The sequence below is a fragment of the Rathayibacter sp. Leaf185 genome, from assembly GCF_001423885.1.
In the GTDB taxonomy this organism is placed as follows: Bacteria; Actinomycetota; Actinomycetes; order Actinomycetales; family Microbacteriaceae; genus Rathayibacter.
The window spans coordinates 919,409-934,408 of the sequence record NZ_LMPP01000002.1 but is presented as its reverse complement, the minus strand read 5'-3'; the positions used below and the strand labels follow the sequence as shown (position 1 = coordinate 934,408).

Here is a 15,000-nt window from a genome sequence, read left to right as displayed (position 1 = left end):
AGTGCCGGGCTCAGACCTGCGTGAGCGCGAGCGCGAGCACCGCTCCGCCGACCGTCGGCACGACCGCGACGGCTCCCAGCAGCGCGTACTGGCGCCACGAGACGGCGACGCCCAGGGCGGTGAGCCGCTGATGCCACAGCAGCGTCGCGAGAGACGCCCACGGCGTGATCAGCGGGCCGGCGTTCACTCCGATCAGCAGTGCGACGAGGCGCACCGGATCGGAGGCGACCGGCTCGAGCGCGAGATACGCGGGCAGGTTGTCGACGAGGTTCGAGGCGACCGCACCGGAGCCGGCGAGTCGCAGCAGGTCTCCGACGTCGCTCCCCTCTCCCGCGACCACGGCGAGCGCCGCGCCGAGGCCGAGCTGGTGCGCCGCCTCCATCGCCACGAAGAGACCGGAGGCGAAGACGACCAGCTGCCAGGGCAGGAGCGAGAGCCGCAGCACCCCTCGCCGGCGCACCGCGAAGAGCACGACGAGGGCGAGGGCGGCGACCGCCGCGGGGATCCACACCTCGAGACCGGAGACCAGAGCGGGCAGCAGCAGGGCGACGACGATCCCGGCGCCGACCAGGAGGACGCGGTCCTCGACCGGCGTCCGCTCCCCCGGCACGTAGCGGCCCGCCAGCTCACGGCGGTAGCGCACGGCCAGGATCAGCACCGGCACCGCCGCCGCGACGAGCGCGGGCAGGGCGGTGAGGGAGGCGAACGCGAGCGGGCTGTCGACGCCGAGCCGCCGCTCCGCGAGCAGATTCGTCAGATTCGACACGGGGAGCAGGAGCGACGCGCAGTTGGCCAGCCAGACCGTCGCCATCGCGAACGGCAGCGGCGAGACCTTCACGTGCGCCGCGAGCAGCACCACCACCGGGGTGAGCAGCACCGCCGTCGTGTCCAGCGAGAGGAAGACCGTGCTGACGATCGCCATCACGACGACCAGGAGCCAGAGCACGGGAGTGCGTCCGCGACCCCAGACCGCGGCGCGCTCGGCGACCACGGTGAAGACCCCCGCCTCCGAGGCGAGCTCGGCGACCACGGTGACGGCGACGACGAACGCGAGGATGGGCGCCGTGCGCTCCACCAGCTCGCCCAGGGCGTCGAGCGGGAGGACGCCCGTCAGGACGGCCACTGCCCCGAGCACGAGCAGTACCGCTCCGATCACCGCCGTGCGCATGTCGTACCCGTTCTCGTCGGTGTCGTCGTCCCTGGTGCCTGTGCGGCGGTTCACCGTAGCGGGCCGGAGCAGGGCACGGTGTCAACCGTTCCTGAGAGCCCGGTCAGCCCGCTAGCGTCGTCATGAACACAGGAGGCAATCGATGCGCAAGTTCATCCTCAACTCGAGCGTCATCAGCGCGATGGTCGGCGGCTGGTCCATTCTCCAGACGACCCGCAAGGGGCCGCGCGACTGGCGGCTCGCACTGCAGTGGGTCAGCTGGGCGATCGCGGTCGCGGTCGCACTCGGCTCCGTCTCCTACGACTCGAAGGAGCTCGCGAAGGAGTCGAAGGGCAAGAAGCGCGACCGCTGATCGGCCGCTCCTCCACCACCTGACACGTCGCGTGCCGCCGCCGCGGCGTGTCAGCGCTCGTTCGCCCCGGCTCCCGGCGACACTGGTGGCCATACCGCCAGGTGCACGGGAAACGGGGTTCGTCATGAGGTTTCGTCTGAGGCGCCGCCAGCCGGCCCCCGAGGTCGTCGCGGCTCCCGCCCTCACTCAGGACGAGCTCTTCGCCGTCGTGCACGAGCGCCTCGCCGCCTTCGTCGGCGAGCAGGGCGCGTGGGTCGTCACCCGTCGGAGCCACGACGATCGCGATCCGATCTTCCACGGCATGCTCGCCCGCTCCCTCGCGCACGAGCTCTCGTCGGCGATCCAGGCGGAGCAGGTGCGTGCGGGTGTCGAGGCGACCTCGAGCCCGATCACGGAGGCGATCCCCGTCATGACCGCATCGACGCCGCCGGTCACGTCGGACGATGTGACCGCGGCCGAGCCGGCGGCCCTGACCTGGGAGCCGCAGCCGATCGCCGTGTGGGCCGAGCCGTCGCAGGCCGACCGGGCCGACGCCCCCGCGGTCGCCGACTCCGCCCTCTGAGCCGCTCTCAGACCGCGGCCGCTCTCAGACCGCGGGCCACGCCTCCGGTCCGCCGCTGCCCGCGGCGTAGTCGTCGAGGGGCACGTCCTTCGCGCGCCAGGCGTCGATCGCGGGCTGCACGATGCGCCAGCACTCCTCGGCCGCGTCCCCGCGCACCGAGAGCGACGGATCGTCGTCGAGGATCCCCGAGATGACCTCGCCGTACGCGAGCAGCTCGCCCGCGCCGAACGTGGCCTCGAGCGAGGCGCGCTCGAGCGAGTACGGGTCGCCCGGTCCGTTGATGTTCAGCTCGAGCGACATCTGGTCGGGGGCCAGGAACAGTCGCAGCACCGACGGCTCCTCGGTGCCGTGGAAGCCCTCCGGCAGATGCGGCACCGGCTTGAAGCGGATGACCACCTCGCGTCGGCGCTCCCCCAGCGCCTTGCCCGAGCGCAGCGTGAACGGCACGCCCGCCCAGCGCCAGGTGTCGATCTCGACCGTCAGCTCGGCGAGGGTCTCGGTGCCGCGCTCGGGATCGACGCCCTGCTCGTCGACGTAGGCCGGCAGCTCCCGCCCGTCGATGGTGCCCGCGGTGTAGCGCGCGCGACGCGAGCTCGCCGACGGGTCGTCGCCCCGCAGGCGCGTCGCCCGCAGCACGATCCCCTTCGCATCCCGCAGGTCGGCCGCGCCGAGCGTCGACGGCGGCTCCATCGCCACCACCGCGAGCACCTGCAGCAGGTGGCTCTGGATCATGTCGATCATCGCGCCGGCGCCGTCGTAGTAGCCGGCGCGCCCCTCCAGCCCGAGCTGCTCGTCGTAGACGATCGCGACGCTCTCGATGTGCTCCGACGACCAGAGCGGCTCGAGGATGCGGTTCGCGAAGCGCAGCCCCAGCATGTTCATCACCGTCGCACGGCCGAGGAAGTGGTCGACGCGGTGGATGCGGTCCTCGGGGACCAGGGCCGCGAGCCGCTCGTTCAGGGCGCGGGCGCCGGCCTCGTCGGTGCCGAACGGCTTCTCGAGGGCGAGGACGGTCCCCTCCGGCAGCTCGTGCTCGGCCAGGGCGTCGCAGGCCTTCGCCGCGATCGCCGGAGGCAGTGCGAAGTAGACCGCGACGGGGCCGTCGCAGCTCGCGAGGAGCGCGGCGAGCGCCTCCGCGTCGGTCACGTCGATCTGCTGGTAGCGCGTCCCCGCGACGAGCTCGTCGATGCCGGTGCCGGTGGACTCCTCCGTCCCGAACGAGGCGGCGACCACCTCGTGCCAGTGCTGCTGCGTCCAGTCCTCCCGCCCGGCGCCGACGAGCTGGAGGCGGCGCTCTGGTTCGCGGGTGAGCAGCTGCCCGACGGCGGGCAGCAGGAGGCGGGAGGAAAGGTCTCCCGTCGCGCCGAGGATGAGCAGCGTGGAGACGGAGTGAGGCATGCGGATCACCCTAGAGCGCGCCCGCGGCGCGTCGCTCCGCCTTGACTGGGAGGTCCCGATGTCTGCTCGACATGCAGCCGGCTGCTGAGAGGATCAGCCCATGGTCTCCCCGATCGAGGACTACGCCGTCCTCTCCGACTGCCGCACCGCCGCCCTCGTCTCCCGCGACGGCGGGATCGACTGGCTCTGCCTCCCCCGATTCGACTCCGCCTCCGTCTTCGGCGCGCTGCTGGGCGGCGACGACCAGGGCCGCTGGTCGCTGCGTCCGCTCGACGCCGATGCCACGGCGGAGCGCCACTACCTCGGCGACACGCTCGCGCTGGTCACCCGGTGGACCACCGCGACCGGAGTCGTGGAGGTGGTCGACGTGATGCCGCTGCGCGACGAGCGGGCCGAGCTGGTGCGCCGGGTCCGAGGAGTCTCCGGCTCGGTGCAGATGCGCCAGGAGCTGCGCATCCGCTTCGACTACGCACGGACGGTGCCGTGGGTGCGCCAGGAGGGGACCGATGAGCATCCGCTGCTCGTGGCGGTCGCCGGGCCCGACGCGGTCGTCGTGCGCGGCATGCGCCTGACCGCCACCGATCACGTGCACTCGGCCGAGTTCGAGGTCGCCGCGGGGGCGACCGTCGACCTGTCGATGGCCTGGTTCCCGTCTCACCGGCGGGCCCCGAAGGAGCTCGATGTCGACAGGGCCCTCGAGCGCACGATCTCGTGGTGGAGCACCTGGGCGGAGTCGATCCGCTACGACGGCCCGCACCGCGAGGCCGTCGTCCGCTCGCTGCTCACCCTCCGCGCCCTGACCGACGACGAGACCGGCGGTATCGTCGCGGCGGCGACCACCTCGCTCCCCGAGCAGTTCGGCGGCAGCCGCAACTGGGACTACCGCTACGTCTGGCTCCGCGACGCCTCGCTGACGCTGCAGGCGCTGCTCGCCCACGGTTTCGAGCAGGAGGCCGAGAAGTGGCGTGCGTGGCTCCTGCGCGCGGTCGCGGGGGCTCCCGAGGACGTGCAGATCATGTACGGGCTCGCGGGCGAGCGCGACCTGCTCGAGCGCACCATGCCGAGCCTTCCCGGCTACGACGGTGCCTCACCGGTGCGGATCGGCAACGCCGCGGTCGACCAGTACCAGGCCGACGTGATCGGCGAGGTGATGGTCGCCCTGCACGAGGCGCGGCTCGCCGGAGTCGACGAGACCGAGTTCTCCTGGCCGCTCCAGCGCGCGCTCCTCGGCTACGTCGAGACCAACTGGCAGCGTCCCGACAACGGCATCTGGGAGATCCGGGGCGAGCCGCGGCACTTCACCCACTCGCGCGTCATGATCTGGGCGGCGCTGGACCGCGGTGTCCGCGCCGCCCGCGAGTGCGGGCTCGACGGCCCGGTCGAGACCTGGGAGGCGCTGCGCGATCAGGTCCGCACCGAGATCGAGGCGAAGGGCTACGACGGCGACCGCGGCCACTTCGTGCAGTCGTACGGATCGAGCGAGGTCGACGCGTCGCTGCTGGTCCTGCCCATGGTCGGCTTCGTCGAGGCGGACGACCCTCGGATGCTCGGCACCGTCGCCGAGCTCGAGCGGGTCCTGCTCCAGAAGGGTCTGCTGCACCGCTACCGCACCGAGTCCTCGGTCGACGGTCTCGAGGGCGGCGAGCATCCGTTCCTCGCCTGCTCGTTCTGGCTCGTGCGCCAGTACGCCTACTCGGGCCGCCTCGACGACGCCGAGGCCCTGATGACGCGGCTGGTCGGGCTCTGCAACGATGTCGGCCTGCTCTCGGAGGAGTACGACGTCGAGCAGCAGCGCCACGCGGGCAACACCCCGCAGGCCCTCTCGCACCTCGCCCTCGTGCAGGCGGCCGACGCGATCGCGGCGAACCGATGAGCGCGCGCCGCCGCCCCGCCCGCCTCGTCCTGCTGATCATCGGCGGGCTGGTGGCCGTCGCCGTCCTCGGGTTCCTGACCTGGTCATCGATCGTGATGGGCCCCGACGAGGACGCACTCGCCGGAGTGCGGGCGGACGCGGGCGTGAGCGTCGAGCGCACCGCCTCCGCGATCGTGATGACCCCGACGGCCGCCGCCGCGAGCGACGATCTCGCGGGAGTCGGCCTCGTCTTCGTCCCCGGCGCCAAGGTCGATGCGCAGTCGTACGAGGCGACTCTCGCACCCCTCGTCGACGAGGGCGCCTCGGTCGTCATCACCCGCCCGATCCTGAACCTGGCGTTCTTCGACCTGCGCTCGCTCGAGAGCTTCACCGACCAGGCCGAGGGCGTCGACCGCTGGCTCGTCGGCGGCCACTCGCTCGGCGGGGTCAAGGCCTGCCAGTGGGCCGAGGACCCGGAGGTCGCGGGCCTCGTGCTGCTCGGGAGCTACTGCGCGAACGACCTCTCGGAGTCGGACGTCGCCGTCCTGAGCCTCAGCGGCTCGGAGGACGGCCTGAGCACCCTCGAGAAGGTCGACGCCGCCCGCGATCAGCTGCCCGCCTCCGCCGACCTGGTCGAGATCGACGGCGCGAACCACGCCGACTTCGGCTGGTACGGCCCGCAGCCCGGCGACGGCACGGCGTCGATCAGCCACGAGGAGGCGGACCGCGCCATCACCGGAGCGCTGCTGCCGTTCCTGGCCTCCGCTTGACCTCGAGTGCACTCGAGGTCGTAGGTTGACGCCATGTCCACCACCCGACCCGCTCCCGAGCGCACCGACGACGGCGCCCTGTCGATCTCGGAGGTCGCCGCCGTCACCGGGCTCACCGTGCACACGCTGCGGTACTACGAGCAGGCGGGGCTCATGCTCGACGCGATCGAGCGAGCCTCGTCCCGCCACCGGCGCTACCGCCCAGCGGACATCGGCTGGGTCGACTTCCTGACCCGGCTGCGCTCCACCGGGATGCCGATCGCGCGCATCCGCGAGTACGCGGAGCTGGTCAGGATCGGACCGGACAGCGAACCCGAGCGCCTCGCGCTCCTCCAGGCGCATCGCGCCGACGTGGAGGAGCAGCTCGCCCGGACCCACGCCAGCCTCGTCGCGATCGACATCAAGATCGCGACGTACCAGGAGAGGACCACCACCCCGTGAAGACCATCACCCTCGGATCCGGCCACCCCGCCTCCGCCCTCGACGTCTCCCGCCTCGGCCTCGGAGCCATGGGCATGTCGGACTTCTACACCGGCGCCGGCACGGACGACTCCGAGTCGATCCGCACGATCCACCGCGCCCTCGATCTCGGCGTCACCTTCCTCGACACCGCCGAGATCTACGGCCCCTACACGAACGAGGAGCTGGTCGGCCGCGCGCTGGCCGGCCGCCGCGACGAGGTGGTGCTGGCCAGCAAGTTCGGGTTCATCCTCCACCGCACCACCGGTGAGCGCGGCCTCGACGGCTCTCCCGAGAACCTGCGCCTCGCCGTCGAGGGGTCGCTCCGCCGACTCGGCACCGACCGGATCGACCTGTACTACCAGCACCGGATGGATCCGGGTGTCCCGGTCGAGGACACGGCGGGCGCCTTCGCGGAGCTCATCCAGGAGGGCAAGATCCGGGGCTACGGCCTGTCGGAGGCGGCGCCCGCGACGATCCGCCGCGCCCATGCCGTCCACCCGGTGACCGCGGTGCAGTCCGAGTACTCCCTCTGGACGAGGGATCCGGAGGCCGGCGTGCTCCCGCTCCTGCGCGAGCTCGGCATCGGCTTCGTGCCCTACTCGCCGCTGGGCCGCGGGTTCCTCACCGGCACGATCCGCTCCGTCGACGCCCTCGGGGCCGACGACTTCCGGCGCGCGAACCCGCGCTTCGCCGGCGACGCACTCGAGGCGAACCTCCGGATCGTCGCGGAGGTCGAGCGCGTGGCGGCGGAGGCGGACGCCACCCCGGCTCAGGTCGCCCTCGCCTGGCTGCTCGCGCAGGGCGAGGACATCGCCCCGATCCCCGGCACCAAGCGGGTCTCGCGGATCGAGGAGAACGCCGCGGCCGACTCGCTCGAGCTCACCGGGGAGCAGCTCGCTGCGCTGACCGCCGTCGAGCCGCCCGTCGGCGACCGGTACGCCGACATGTCGTCGATCGGGCGCTGACCCTCCCCCGATCGGCCTGCGCTACTCCCGCTTCGGAGACTCGCGCAGGTCGATCAGGCCGGTGAACAGCGCACCGCGCTCGTTCGACGCGCGGTCGCCCGAGAAGAGGTTGTCGGGCGACGAGTGCACGTGGGTGCGGGGCGCGACACCGGCGCTGCGCTCCTGCGGCTGCTGCATCTCGACGCGCTGGCGAGGCAGGGCGACGGGGTCGCTCTCGTGCAGCCAGGTGACGAGCCGCTCGCGGACGTAGCAGCGCAGGTCGAACAGCGTCGGTGCGTCCTTCGCGGTCACGAGCACTCGGATGCGCACGTGCCCGCCCACGGCGTCGGTGACCTGCAGAACGCTCACGCGCTGGTCCCAGAGCTCGGTCTCCTCGAGGATCCGGTGCAGCTCCTCGCGCATCTCGTCGGGCCGCACGCGCCAGTCGAGGTCGAGCTCGACGGCGCCGAGGAGCTCCGATCCGGTGCGGGTCCAGTTCTGGAAGGGCTGCGTCGTGAAGTGGTTCGTGGGGAGCACCAGACGGCGGTCGTCCCACAGGTGCACGACGACGTAGGTCAGCGTGATCTCCTCGATCCTCCCCCACTCGCCCTCGACGATCACCACGTCGTCGAGGCGGATCGCATCGCTGAAGGCGAGCTGCATCCCCGCGAAGATGTTGGTCAGGCTCGACTGCACCGCGAGCCCGGCGACGATCGAGAGCACTCCGGCCGAGGCCAGCACGCTCGCGCCGGCGGTCCGCGCCTCCGGGAAGGTCAGCAGCGAGGCCCCGAGGGCGACCACGACGACCGCGGCGACGGCCACCCGCCTGATGATCGTCATCTGGGTCCGGAGGCGCCGCGCGCGCCGGTTGTCGGCGGTGTCGGTCCGGTACCGCTCGGCACCGAGATCCTCGAGGAACACGAACATCGCCCCGACCAGCCAGGCGGCGGCTCCGATCGTGGCGATCTGGAAGACGCGGTCGACGAGACCCGGCCAGACCTCGCCCGACACGGTCGCGGCGAGCGCCACCCAGACCGCGATGGTGATCAGGAGCACCCGGAAGGGGATGCGCACGCGGCGGATGAGCAGCCGCGCCCAGGTCTTGCGCTTGCCGATCGAGCGGACGACGAGCGCGACCACGGCGGTGACCACGGTCGCGACGACGACGGCGATGACCACGGCGAGGGCGATCGAGCCGATCTCGGAGAGGGTGTCTTCGGGCATTCAGAGCCTTTCGTTCGGCGGAGCCTGCGTGAGGCGATGCAGAGCTCGACGCTGAACGACGAAACGCTCGTCTCGGCGATGATGCCGGGGCGAGCGTTTCAGGGGTGCACCCCCTCGGACTTGAACCGAGAACCCACTGATTAAGAGTCAGTTGCTCTGCCGATTGAGCTAGAGGTGCATTCGACCCGGCGAATACTGCATGCCGAACCGAGGGATCACACTACCAGCGGCTCCCCCCGGTTCGTCAAATCGAGCCGCCCCCGGCGGGCCCCCTATCGTGGAGTCGTGACTCTCGACGACGACCTCCGCCTCGCCCTCCGCCTCGCCGACGCCGCCGACGCGATCTCGCGCGATCGCTTCCGCGCCCTGGACCTCGTCGTCACGACCAAGGGCGACCACACGCCGGTGACCGACGCCGACCGCGCGGTCGAGGAGGCGATCCGCGAGATCCTCGACGCCGAGCGTCCCGACGACTCGATCCTCGGCGAGGAGTTCGGCACCTCCGGAGACTCCTCTCGGCAGTGGATCCTCGATCCGATCGACGGCACCGCCCACTTCCTGCGCGGAGTGCCGATCTGGGCGACCCTCATCGCTCTCGCCGTCGACGGCGTGCCGGTCGTCGGAGTCGTCTCCTCCCCCGCGCTCGGGAAGCGCTGGTGGGCCGCGAGGGGCTCGGGGGCGTGGGTCCTCGACGGCGACGAGCCGAGGAGCATCCGGGTCTCGCAGGTCGCCGACCTCGCCGACGCGACGTTCAGCTACAACAGCATCCAGCAGTGGGACGGCGCGGGTCGCCTCGAGCAGCTGCTCGAGCTCGCGCGCTCGGTCTTCCGCGACCGCGCCTACGGCGATGCCTGGGCGTACATGCTCGTCGCCGAGGGCCTCATCGACGGTGCGGGCGAGTTCGACGTGAAGCCCTACGATCTCGCGGCACTGATCCCCATCGTCGAGGAGGCGGGCGGCCGGTTCACCTCGGTCGATGGGGAGCCGGGGCCCTGGCAGGGCAGCGCCCTCGCGACCAACGGCGTGCTGCACGACGCCGTGCTGCGGATCGCGGCACGCCGATGAGGCGCCTCGCTCGCGTCTGCGTCGTGGCGGCGCTCGCGCTGCCCCTCGCGGCGTGCTCCTCCGTGGTCGGCTCCGGCGATCCGGAGGCGGTGCGCGACGAGAGCGGAGCCGTCGTGAGCGCAGGCGTGAGCGATGCGTTCTCGGTCCGCAAGGGCGACTGCCTGCTCGAGCCGGACGGCGACCGGGTCGCCGACGTCGACCTCGTCCCGTGCGCCGAGGTGCACGACCTCGAGGTCTTCCACGCCTTCGAGCAGCCCGGAGCCGACTACACGAGCAAGAACACGCTGCTCGCCCAGGCCGAGGCCGCCTGCGAGCCCGAGTTCCCGCCCACCATCGGCATCGACTACGGCGACTCGGTGCTCGAGTACCGCAGCTTCGTCCCCTCGGAGGTCAGCTGGCGGCACGGCGACCGCGCCGTCGTCTGCGCCGTCTTCGACCCGACCACCGGCCCGGCCGCCGGGAGCCTCTTCGGAACCGCGCGCTGATCGCGCCGCAACGCCGAAGAGGCCGCCCTGCTGGACGGCCTCCTCGGCGTGACTCGACGTGTGCGACGACGACCGGTGGTGGAGATGGGGGGAATCGAACCCCCGTCCATCGCTGTGATTCTGCGCCTTCTACGGGTGTAGCCGATGAGAGCGTTCTGCTCGGCCCCGACCGTTACCATCGGCGCATCGGTCGACGGGCCCAGCCCGAGTGCAAGTCCCGCGTCGCCCTCAGGCGTAACGACGCAGCAAGTCCTCTAGATGACGCCAGGATCCGGGGCGAGGACGCACCCACGGACTGACGGACTATCTACTCTGGCTTAGGCAGCGAGAGCGAAGTCGGTGCGCTTCTGTTCGGCACCTGTGTTTTCCAGAGATCGTTAACGAGATAACCCTGGATCCTCGACCCGCTTCTCGCAGTTTCGCAGGCAATGTCGAAACCGATCATCCCCGCGAGCACTCGCCGGCCGGGATCTCGAGGATCTCGGCGCGACCGGAGTGGGTCGTCGTCGCACACTGTGGAGTTACAAGGAGCCAGTCTACCCCGCGTCGCGAGCGCTCACGCGGCGGCGGCGCAGATCGAGCAGCCCGAGCACGAGAGCGAGGGCGATCAGCCCGAGAGTGACGAAGTAGCCGTTGCGGAACGCGTCGTGGTAGCGGTCGAGCCCCTCCGCCATGCCCTGCTCACTCGCGAGGGTGGCGAAGAAGACAGCGGAGGCGCAGGCGGTACCGACCGCGGTCCCCACACGCTGGCCGAGCTGACCGACCGAGCCCGCGACTCCGCCCTGCGCGGGCGAGATCTCGGCCAGCGTGAGGGTCTGGTTCGGCGAGACGACGAAGCCGCCGCCGGCCCCCGCGACCAGCATCGCCGCTCCCATGCCGTACGCGGCGGTCTCGGCCGGGAGGAGCTCGGCGGCGAGCAGCACCAGGGTGAAGCCGACGACGACCAGCAGGATCCCGAGCACCACGAGCGCGCGGCCGTAGGTCTGCACGAGCTTGCCGCCGTACCAGGCGGTCACCGCCGAGGTCAGGGCGAACGGGATGCTCACCATGCCCGCGAAGACGGGGGCGAGGCCGAGGCCCTGCTGGAGGAACAGCGTCGTCAGCAGGAACGTCGCCGGGATCGCCGCGAAGTACGACGTGGCGACCAGGATCCCGTTGCGGTACGAGCTCGTGCGGAAGATGCGGAAGTCGATGACCGGAGTCCGGCCGAGGCCCGAGTAGTGCCCCTCCCACCGCACGAACGCGAACGCCGCCGCGGCGGCCAGCAGCAGCCAGAGCCAGCGGAACGGCGAGTCGGACGAACTCCCCGTCGTCAGCAGGAACGGGAGCATGAAGGCGAAGATCGCGACGGCCAGCAGGAGGAGCCCGACCGGGTCGAGGGAGGTGTCGCCGCCGGGCTTCCGATGGGTCCGCGGCAAGAGCCGCCAGGCGAAAGCGAGCGCCACCACGCCGAGCGGGATGTTCATCCAGAACAGAAGGCGCCAGCCGTCCTGGTCGCCGCCGATCGCGATGAGGAGCCCGCCGAGCGTCGGCCCGAAGGCGGTCGAGAGACCGATGACGGCGCCGAACACGCCGAACGCCCGCGCCCGCTCCGCCCCCGTGAACATCTGCTGCACCAGGCCGAGCACCTGCGGCATCTGAATGCCGGCCGCGACGCCCTGCAGGAACCGCGCGACCACGAGCACCTCGATGCTGGGGGCGATCGCGCACAGGAGGCTCGTCACGGTGAAGGCCGTGAGGCCGATCAGGAAGAGCAGGCGCCGCGAGCGGATGTCGCCGAGACGACCCGCCGGCACGAGCGCGAGTCCGAACGCGAGCGCGTAGCCGGCGACGATGAGCTGCAGCTGACTCGCATCCGCCGAGAGCGCCTTCTCGATCGAGGGCAGGCCCACGTTGACCTTCGAGAGATCGAGGATCGTGATCGCGGCGACCGCGACGCTGATCGCGAAGGCCCGCCAGCGGGTCTTCTCTTCAGCGGGACTCAGGGCGTTCTCGGAGGCGGTCACGGGCTCCAGTCTCCCAAACCGCCAGACGTCGTGCAGACGGTTGCGTCCGAGCGCCTAGTCGCCCAGGCGGCGGCGCGTCGACATCGCGCGATCCGCCTCACGCCGATCCTGACGCTCGCGCAGCACCTGGCGCTTGTCGTAGTCCTTCTTGCCCTTGGCCACCGCGAGCTCGACCTTGGCCTTGCCGTCGCTGAAGTAGAGCGAGAGCGGGATCAGCGTGTACCCGCCCTCCTTCACCTTGTTGTGGATCTTCAGGATCTGCGCCTTGTGCAGCAGCAGTTTGCGCTTGCGTCGGGGCGGATGGTTCGTCCACGTGCCCTGCGCCCACTCGTTGATGTGCACCGCGTCGAGCCACGCCTCGCCGCCGTCGACGAACGCGTAGCCGTCGACGAGCGACGCCCGGCCGGCGCGCAGCGACTTGACCTCCGTGCCCGTGAGCACGAGTCCCGCCTCGAAGGTGTCCTCGATGAGGTAGTCGTGGCGCGCCTTGCGGTTGGTCGCGACGACCTTCTGTCCCTGTTCCCTGGGCACGGCGGCTCCTCTCCGAGAGCGACGATGGGCTGCCCCGCACGGGACAGCCCACCAGTATACGGCCGCGAGCAGCGAGCGGTCAGACCCGCAGGTACCTGGCGATCGCCACGTTCGCCGAGACCGCGGCCAGCACGATGCCGACGACCACCAGGATCGGGAACACGATCAGCGCGTCGTCGAGGCCCACGAAGGAGGTCAGCGGGATCCGGTACGCCAGGAACCCCTGCACGAAGAACTGCACGATCGCGAGGACCGCGACTCCCGCGAGGATCGAGCCGAGCAGCGCCGCGAACACGCCCTCGAGGATGAACGGTGTCTGGATGAAGCGGTTCGAGGCCCCCACGAGCCGCATGATGCCCAGCTCCCTGCGTCTCGAGAACGCCGATAACCGGATCGTCGTGGCGATCAGCAGCACCGCCGCCACGAGCATCAGCACCGCGATGCCGATCGCCGTGTAGCTCGCCGCATTGAGGATAGAGAAGATCTGGTCGAGGTACTGCCGCTGGTCGGTGACGCTCTCGACGCCCGAGACGCTCGAGAGGCTCTCGACGATGACGTCCGACTGGGTCGGGTCCTTGAGGTTGATCCAGAACGTCTGGTTGAGCAGATCCGGGGTGACGTACTCGGCGACCGGGTTCCCGGCGAACTGCTCCTGGAAGTTCGCATAGGCCTGGTCGTGGTCCTCGAAGTAGGACGCGCCGATGTACGGGGCCAGCGTCGCGCCCTCGAGCTGCGACTCCACCGAGTCGATCTGCTCCTGGGTCGCATCGGTGCCGCTGCAGTTCGAGCCGCCGGAGGTGGCGGTGCACATGTAGACCGCGACCTGCGCCTTGTCGTACCAGAAGTTCTTCATCTGGCCGATCTGCATCTGCAGCAGGATCGCCGTGCCGACGAAGGTGAGCGAGATGAAGGTGACGAGGATGACCGAGACCACCATCGAGACGTTGCGTCGGAGGCCGCTCGAGACCTCCGACCAGATCAGTGCGAATCTCACTTGACGGGTCCTACGTTCTGCTGGTCGTCCCCGGTCTCGTCGCCGTCCTCCCGAGCGGCGCGCAGGCCCAGGCGGGCCGCGAGCGACTCCTCCGGGAGAGCACCGGTGTCGGCGGGCAGATAGATCGGGCCGGTCTGGCTCGCGAGCTCGACGACGCGCGGAGCCTCGGGGGCCTCCGGCGCCGGGGGTGCGGGGAGGACGGGGTGCGCCGCGGTGACGTGGGCCTCGGGGGCGGCGGCCGAGCGGCGGCCCTCGGGGACGACGGGCTGCGCGGCCGTCTGCGAGACGCGGGGCCGGACGAAGGACCCGCCGTGCGGGTCGGTCGCGGTCGGCAGCGGAGGTGCGGAGCGCCGGAGATCGACCTGCGGCACCTCGGCGGGCGCGAGCGCACTCTCGGTGAGGACCGGGATCGACGTCGTCTCGGCGACCTTGTGGTCGTCGGCCGCGACGACCACGACGCCGTCGTGGACGACGGTGATGCTCTCGGTCTGGCCGTAGCCGCCCTGGCGCTCGTCGCGGACGATGCTGCCGGCCGAGAGCTCGATGACGCGGCGCTTCATCTGGTCGACGATGCCGGCCTCGTGGGTGGCCATGATGACGGTCGTGCCGCCGGCGTTGATCCGCTCGAGGAGCGCCATGATGCCGGCGCTGGTGGTCGGGTCGAGGTTTCCCGTGGGCTCGTCGGCGAGGAGGACGGCCGGCTTGTTCACCACGGCGCGGGCGATCGCGACGCGCTGCTGCTCGCCTCCGGAGAGCTCGTGCGGCAGGCGGGACGCCTTGCCGGCGAGGCCCACCATCTTGAGCGTGTCGGGGACCGCCTCCTGGATGTAGCCCTTCGACTTGCCGATCACCTGCAGGCTGAACGCGACGTTGTCGAACACCGACTTGTTCGGCAGCAGCCGGAAGTCCTGGAACACCACGCCCATGTTGCGGCGGAAGTACGGCACCTTGCGGCTCGAGATCTTGCCCAGGTTCTGCCCGAGCACGTGGATCGCACCGGAGGAGGGCCGCTCCTCCTTCAGGATCAGGCGGAGGCAGCTCGACTTTCCGGAGCCCGAGGCGCCGACGAGGAAGACGAACTCGCCCCGGAGGATCTCGAGATCGATGGCGTTGAGGGCGGGTCTGGTGCCGCCTCGGTACTGCTTGGAGACGTTGTCGAAGCGAATCATGTCGTACCGAGGGTAAAC

Annotated in this window: 15 protein-coding genes, 1 tRNA gene and 1 other RNA gene; 8 read left to right on the top strand and 9 right to left on the bottom strand. The window is 71.0% G+C overall.

Annotated features, from left to right (window positions below; translation table 11 throughout):
- Positions 1-10: 10 nt before the first annotated feature.
- Complete coding sequence (locus ASG06_RS11640; protein ID WP_056042604.1) at positions 11-1,168, bottom strand: SLC13 family permease; 1,158 nt, start codon at positions 1,166-1,168, stop codon at positions 11-13.
- A gap of 142 nt (positions 1,169-1,310) precedes the next feature.
- Between ASG06_RS11640 and ASG06_RS11635 the strand changes: the two genes are divergently transcribed.
- Together ASG06_RS11635 and ASG06_RS11630 are read left to right on the top strand one after the other, a co-directional pair.
- Positions 1,311-1,520 carry a hypothetical protein gene (locus ASG06_RS11635; protein ID WP_056042160.1) on the top strand — a complete coding sequence of 70 codons (210 nt, stop codon included), beginning with the start codon at positions 1,311-1,313 and terminating at the stop codon, positions 1,518-1,520.
- Positions 1,521-1,644: 124 nt separating this feature from the next.
- Positions 1,645-2,082 carry a hypothetical protein gene (locus tag ASG06_RS11630; RefSeq protein ID WP_056042158.1) on the top strand — a complete coding sequence of 146 codons (438 nt, stop codon included), beginning with the start codon at positions 1,645-1,647 and terminating at the stop codon, positions 2,080-2,082.
- Positions 2,083-2,106: 24 nt separating this feature from the next.
- Here the strand turns inward: ASG06_RS11630 and ASG06_RS11625 are convergent, their stop codons facing one another.
- On the bottom strand, positions 2,107-3,480 hold the full coding sequence (locus tag ASG06_RS11625; protein ID WP_056042602.1) for a glucose-6-phosphate dehydrogenase: 1,374 nt from the start codon (positions 3,478-3,480) through the stop codon (positions 2,107-2,109).
- A 100-nt stretch (positions 3,481-3,580) separates the two neighbouring features.
- On the opposite strand from ASG06_RS11625, the gene ASG06_RS11620 reads away from it, so the two are divergent.
- The 4 genes from ASG06_RS11620 to ASG06_RS11605 are packed head-to-tail and all read left to right on the top strand — an operon-like array spanning position 3,581 to position 7,529.
- The gene (locus tag ASG06_RS11620; protein ID WP_056042156.1) at positions 3,581-5,353 is read left to right on the top strand and encodes a glycoside hydrolase family 15 protein; all 1,773 of its coding nucleotides are present in this window, start codon (positions 3,581-3,583) and stop codon (positions 5,351-5,353) included.
- A complete protein-coding gene (locus ASG06_RS11615) occupies positions 5,350-6,102 on the top strand; it encodes an alpha/beta hydrolase (RefSeq protein ID WP_056042154.1) in 753 nt (250 codons plus the stop codon). The genes ASG06_RS11620 and ASG06_RS11615 overlap by 4 nt, the downstream gene beginning before the upstream one ends.
- 33 nt (positions 6,103-6,135) lie before the next feature.
- Positions 6,136-6,543: a MerR family transcriptional regulator gene (locus ASG06_RS11610; RefSeq protein WP_056042152.1), complete on the top strand. Its 408-nt coding sequence runs from the start codon at positions 6,136-6,138 to the stop codon at positions 6,541-6,543.
- Positions 6,540-7,529 carry an aldo/keto reductase gene (locus ASG06_RS11605; RefSeq protein ID WP_056042150.1) on the top strand — a complete coding sequence of 330 codons (990 nt, stop codon included), beginning with the start codon at positions 6,540-6,542 and terminating at the stop codon, positions 7,527-7,529. The genes ASG06_RS11610 and ASG06_RS11605 overlap by 4 nt, the downstream gene beginning before the upstream one ends.
- Positions 7,530-7,550: 21 nt before the next feature.
- Here ASG06_RS11605 and ASG06_RS11600 read toward each other — a convergent pair whose 3' ends face one another.
- Together ASG06_RS11600 and ASG06_RS11595 are read right to left on the bottom strand one after the other, a co-directional pair.
- Positions 7,551-8,732: a mechanosensitive ion channel family protein gene (locus ASG06_RS11600; protein WP_056042147.1), complete on the bottom strand. Its 1,182-nt coding sequence runs from the start codon at positions 8,730-8,732 to the stop codon at positions 7,551-7,553.
- Between the two features lie 105 nt (positions 8,733-8,837).
- Positions 8,838-8,910, bottom strand: a tRNA-Lys gene (locus ASG06_RS11595).
- Between the two features lie 107 nt (positions 8,911-9,017).
- Here ASG06_RS11595 and hisN point away from each other — a divergent pair.
- Together hisN and ASG06_RS11585 are read left to right on the top strand one after the other, a co-directional pair.
- Positions 9,018-9,797, top strand: a complete 780-nt coding sequence (hisN, locus tag ASG06_RS11590; RefSeq protein ID WP_056042145.1) for a histidinol-phosphatase — start codon at positions 9,018-9,020, stop codon at positions 9,795-9,797.
- Positions 9,794-10,282, top strand: a complete 489-nt coding sequence (locus ASG06_RS11585; protein WP_056042143.1) for a septum formation family protein — start codon at positions 9,794-9,796, stop codon at positions 10,280-10,282. The genes hisN and ASG06_RS11585 overlap by 4 nt, the downstream gene beginning before the upstream one ends.
- Before the next feature lie 76 nt (positions 10,283-10,358).
- Here ASG06_RS11585 and ssrA read toward each other — a convergent pair.
- The 5 genes from ssrA to ftsE all read right to left on the bottom strand — a co-directional run bounded on the left by ssrA (position 10,359) and on the right by ftsE (position 14,982).
- Positions 10,359-10,731: a transfer-messenger RNA gene (gene ssrA / locus ASG06_RS19565) on the bottom strand.
- A gap of 87 nt (positions 10,732-10,818) precedes the next feature.
- The gene (locus tag ASG06_RS11580) at positions 10,819-12,288 is read right to left on the bottom strand and encodes an MFS transporter (RefSeq protein ID WP_082499151.1); all 1,470 of its coding nucleotides are present in this window, start codon (positions 12,286-12,288) and stop codon (positions 10,819-10,821) included.
- A gap of 54 nt (positions 12,289-12,342) precedes the next feature.
- Positions 12,343-12,819, bottom strand: a complete 477-nt coding sequence (gene smpB, locus ASG06_RS11575) for an SsrA-binding protein SmpB (RefSeq protein ID WP_056042141.1) — start codon at positions 12,817-12,819, stop codon at positions 12,343-12,345.
- 79 nt (positions 12,820-12,898) lie between these two features.
- Positions 12,899-13,813 (bottom strand): permease-like cell division protein FtsX, encoded by a 915-nt coding sequence (gene ftsX / locus ASG06_RS11570; RefSeq protein WP_056042139.1) that lies wholly within the window; start codon positions 13,811-13,813, stop codon positions 12,899-12,901.
- Positions 13,810-14,982 carry a cell division ATP-binding protein FtsE gene (gene ftsE, locus ASG06_RS11565; protein ID WP_056042137.1) on the bottom strand — a complete coding sequence of 391 codons (1,173 nt, stop codon included), beginning with the start codon at positions 14,980-14,982 and terminating at the stop codon, positions 13,810-13,812. Before ftsE ends, ftsX begins: the two co-directional genes overlap by 4 nt.
- Between the last annotated feature and the right edge of the window lie 18 nt (positions 14,983-15,000).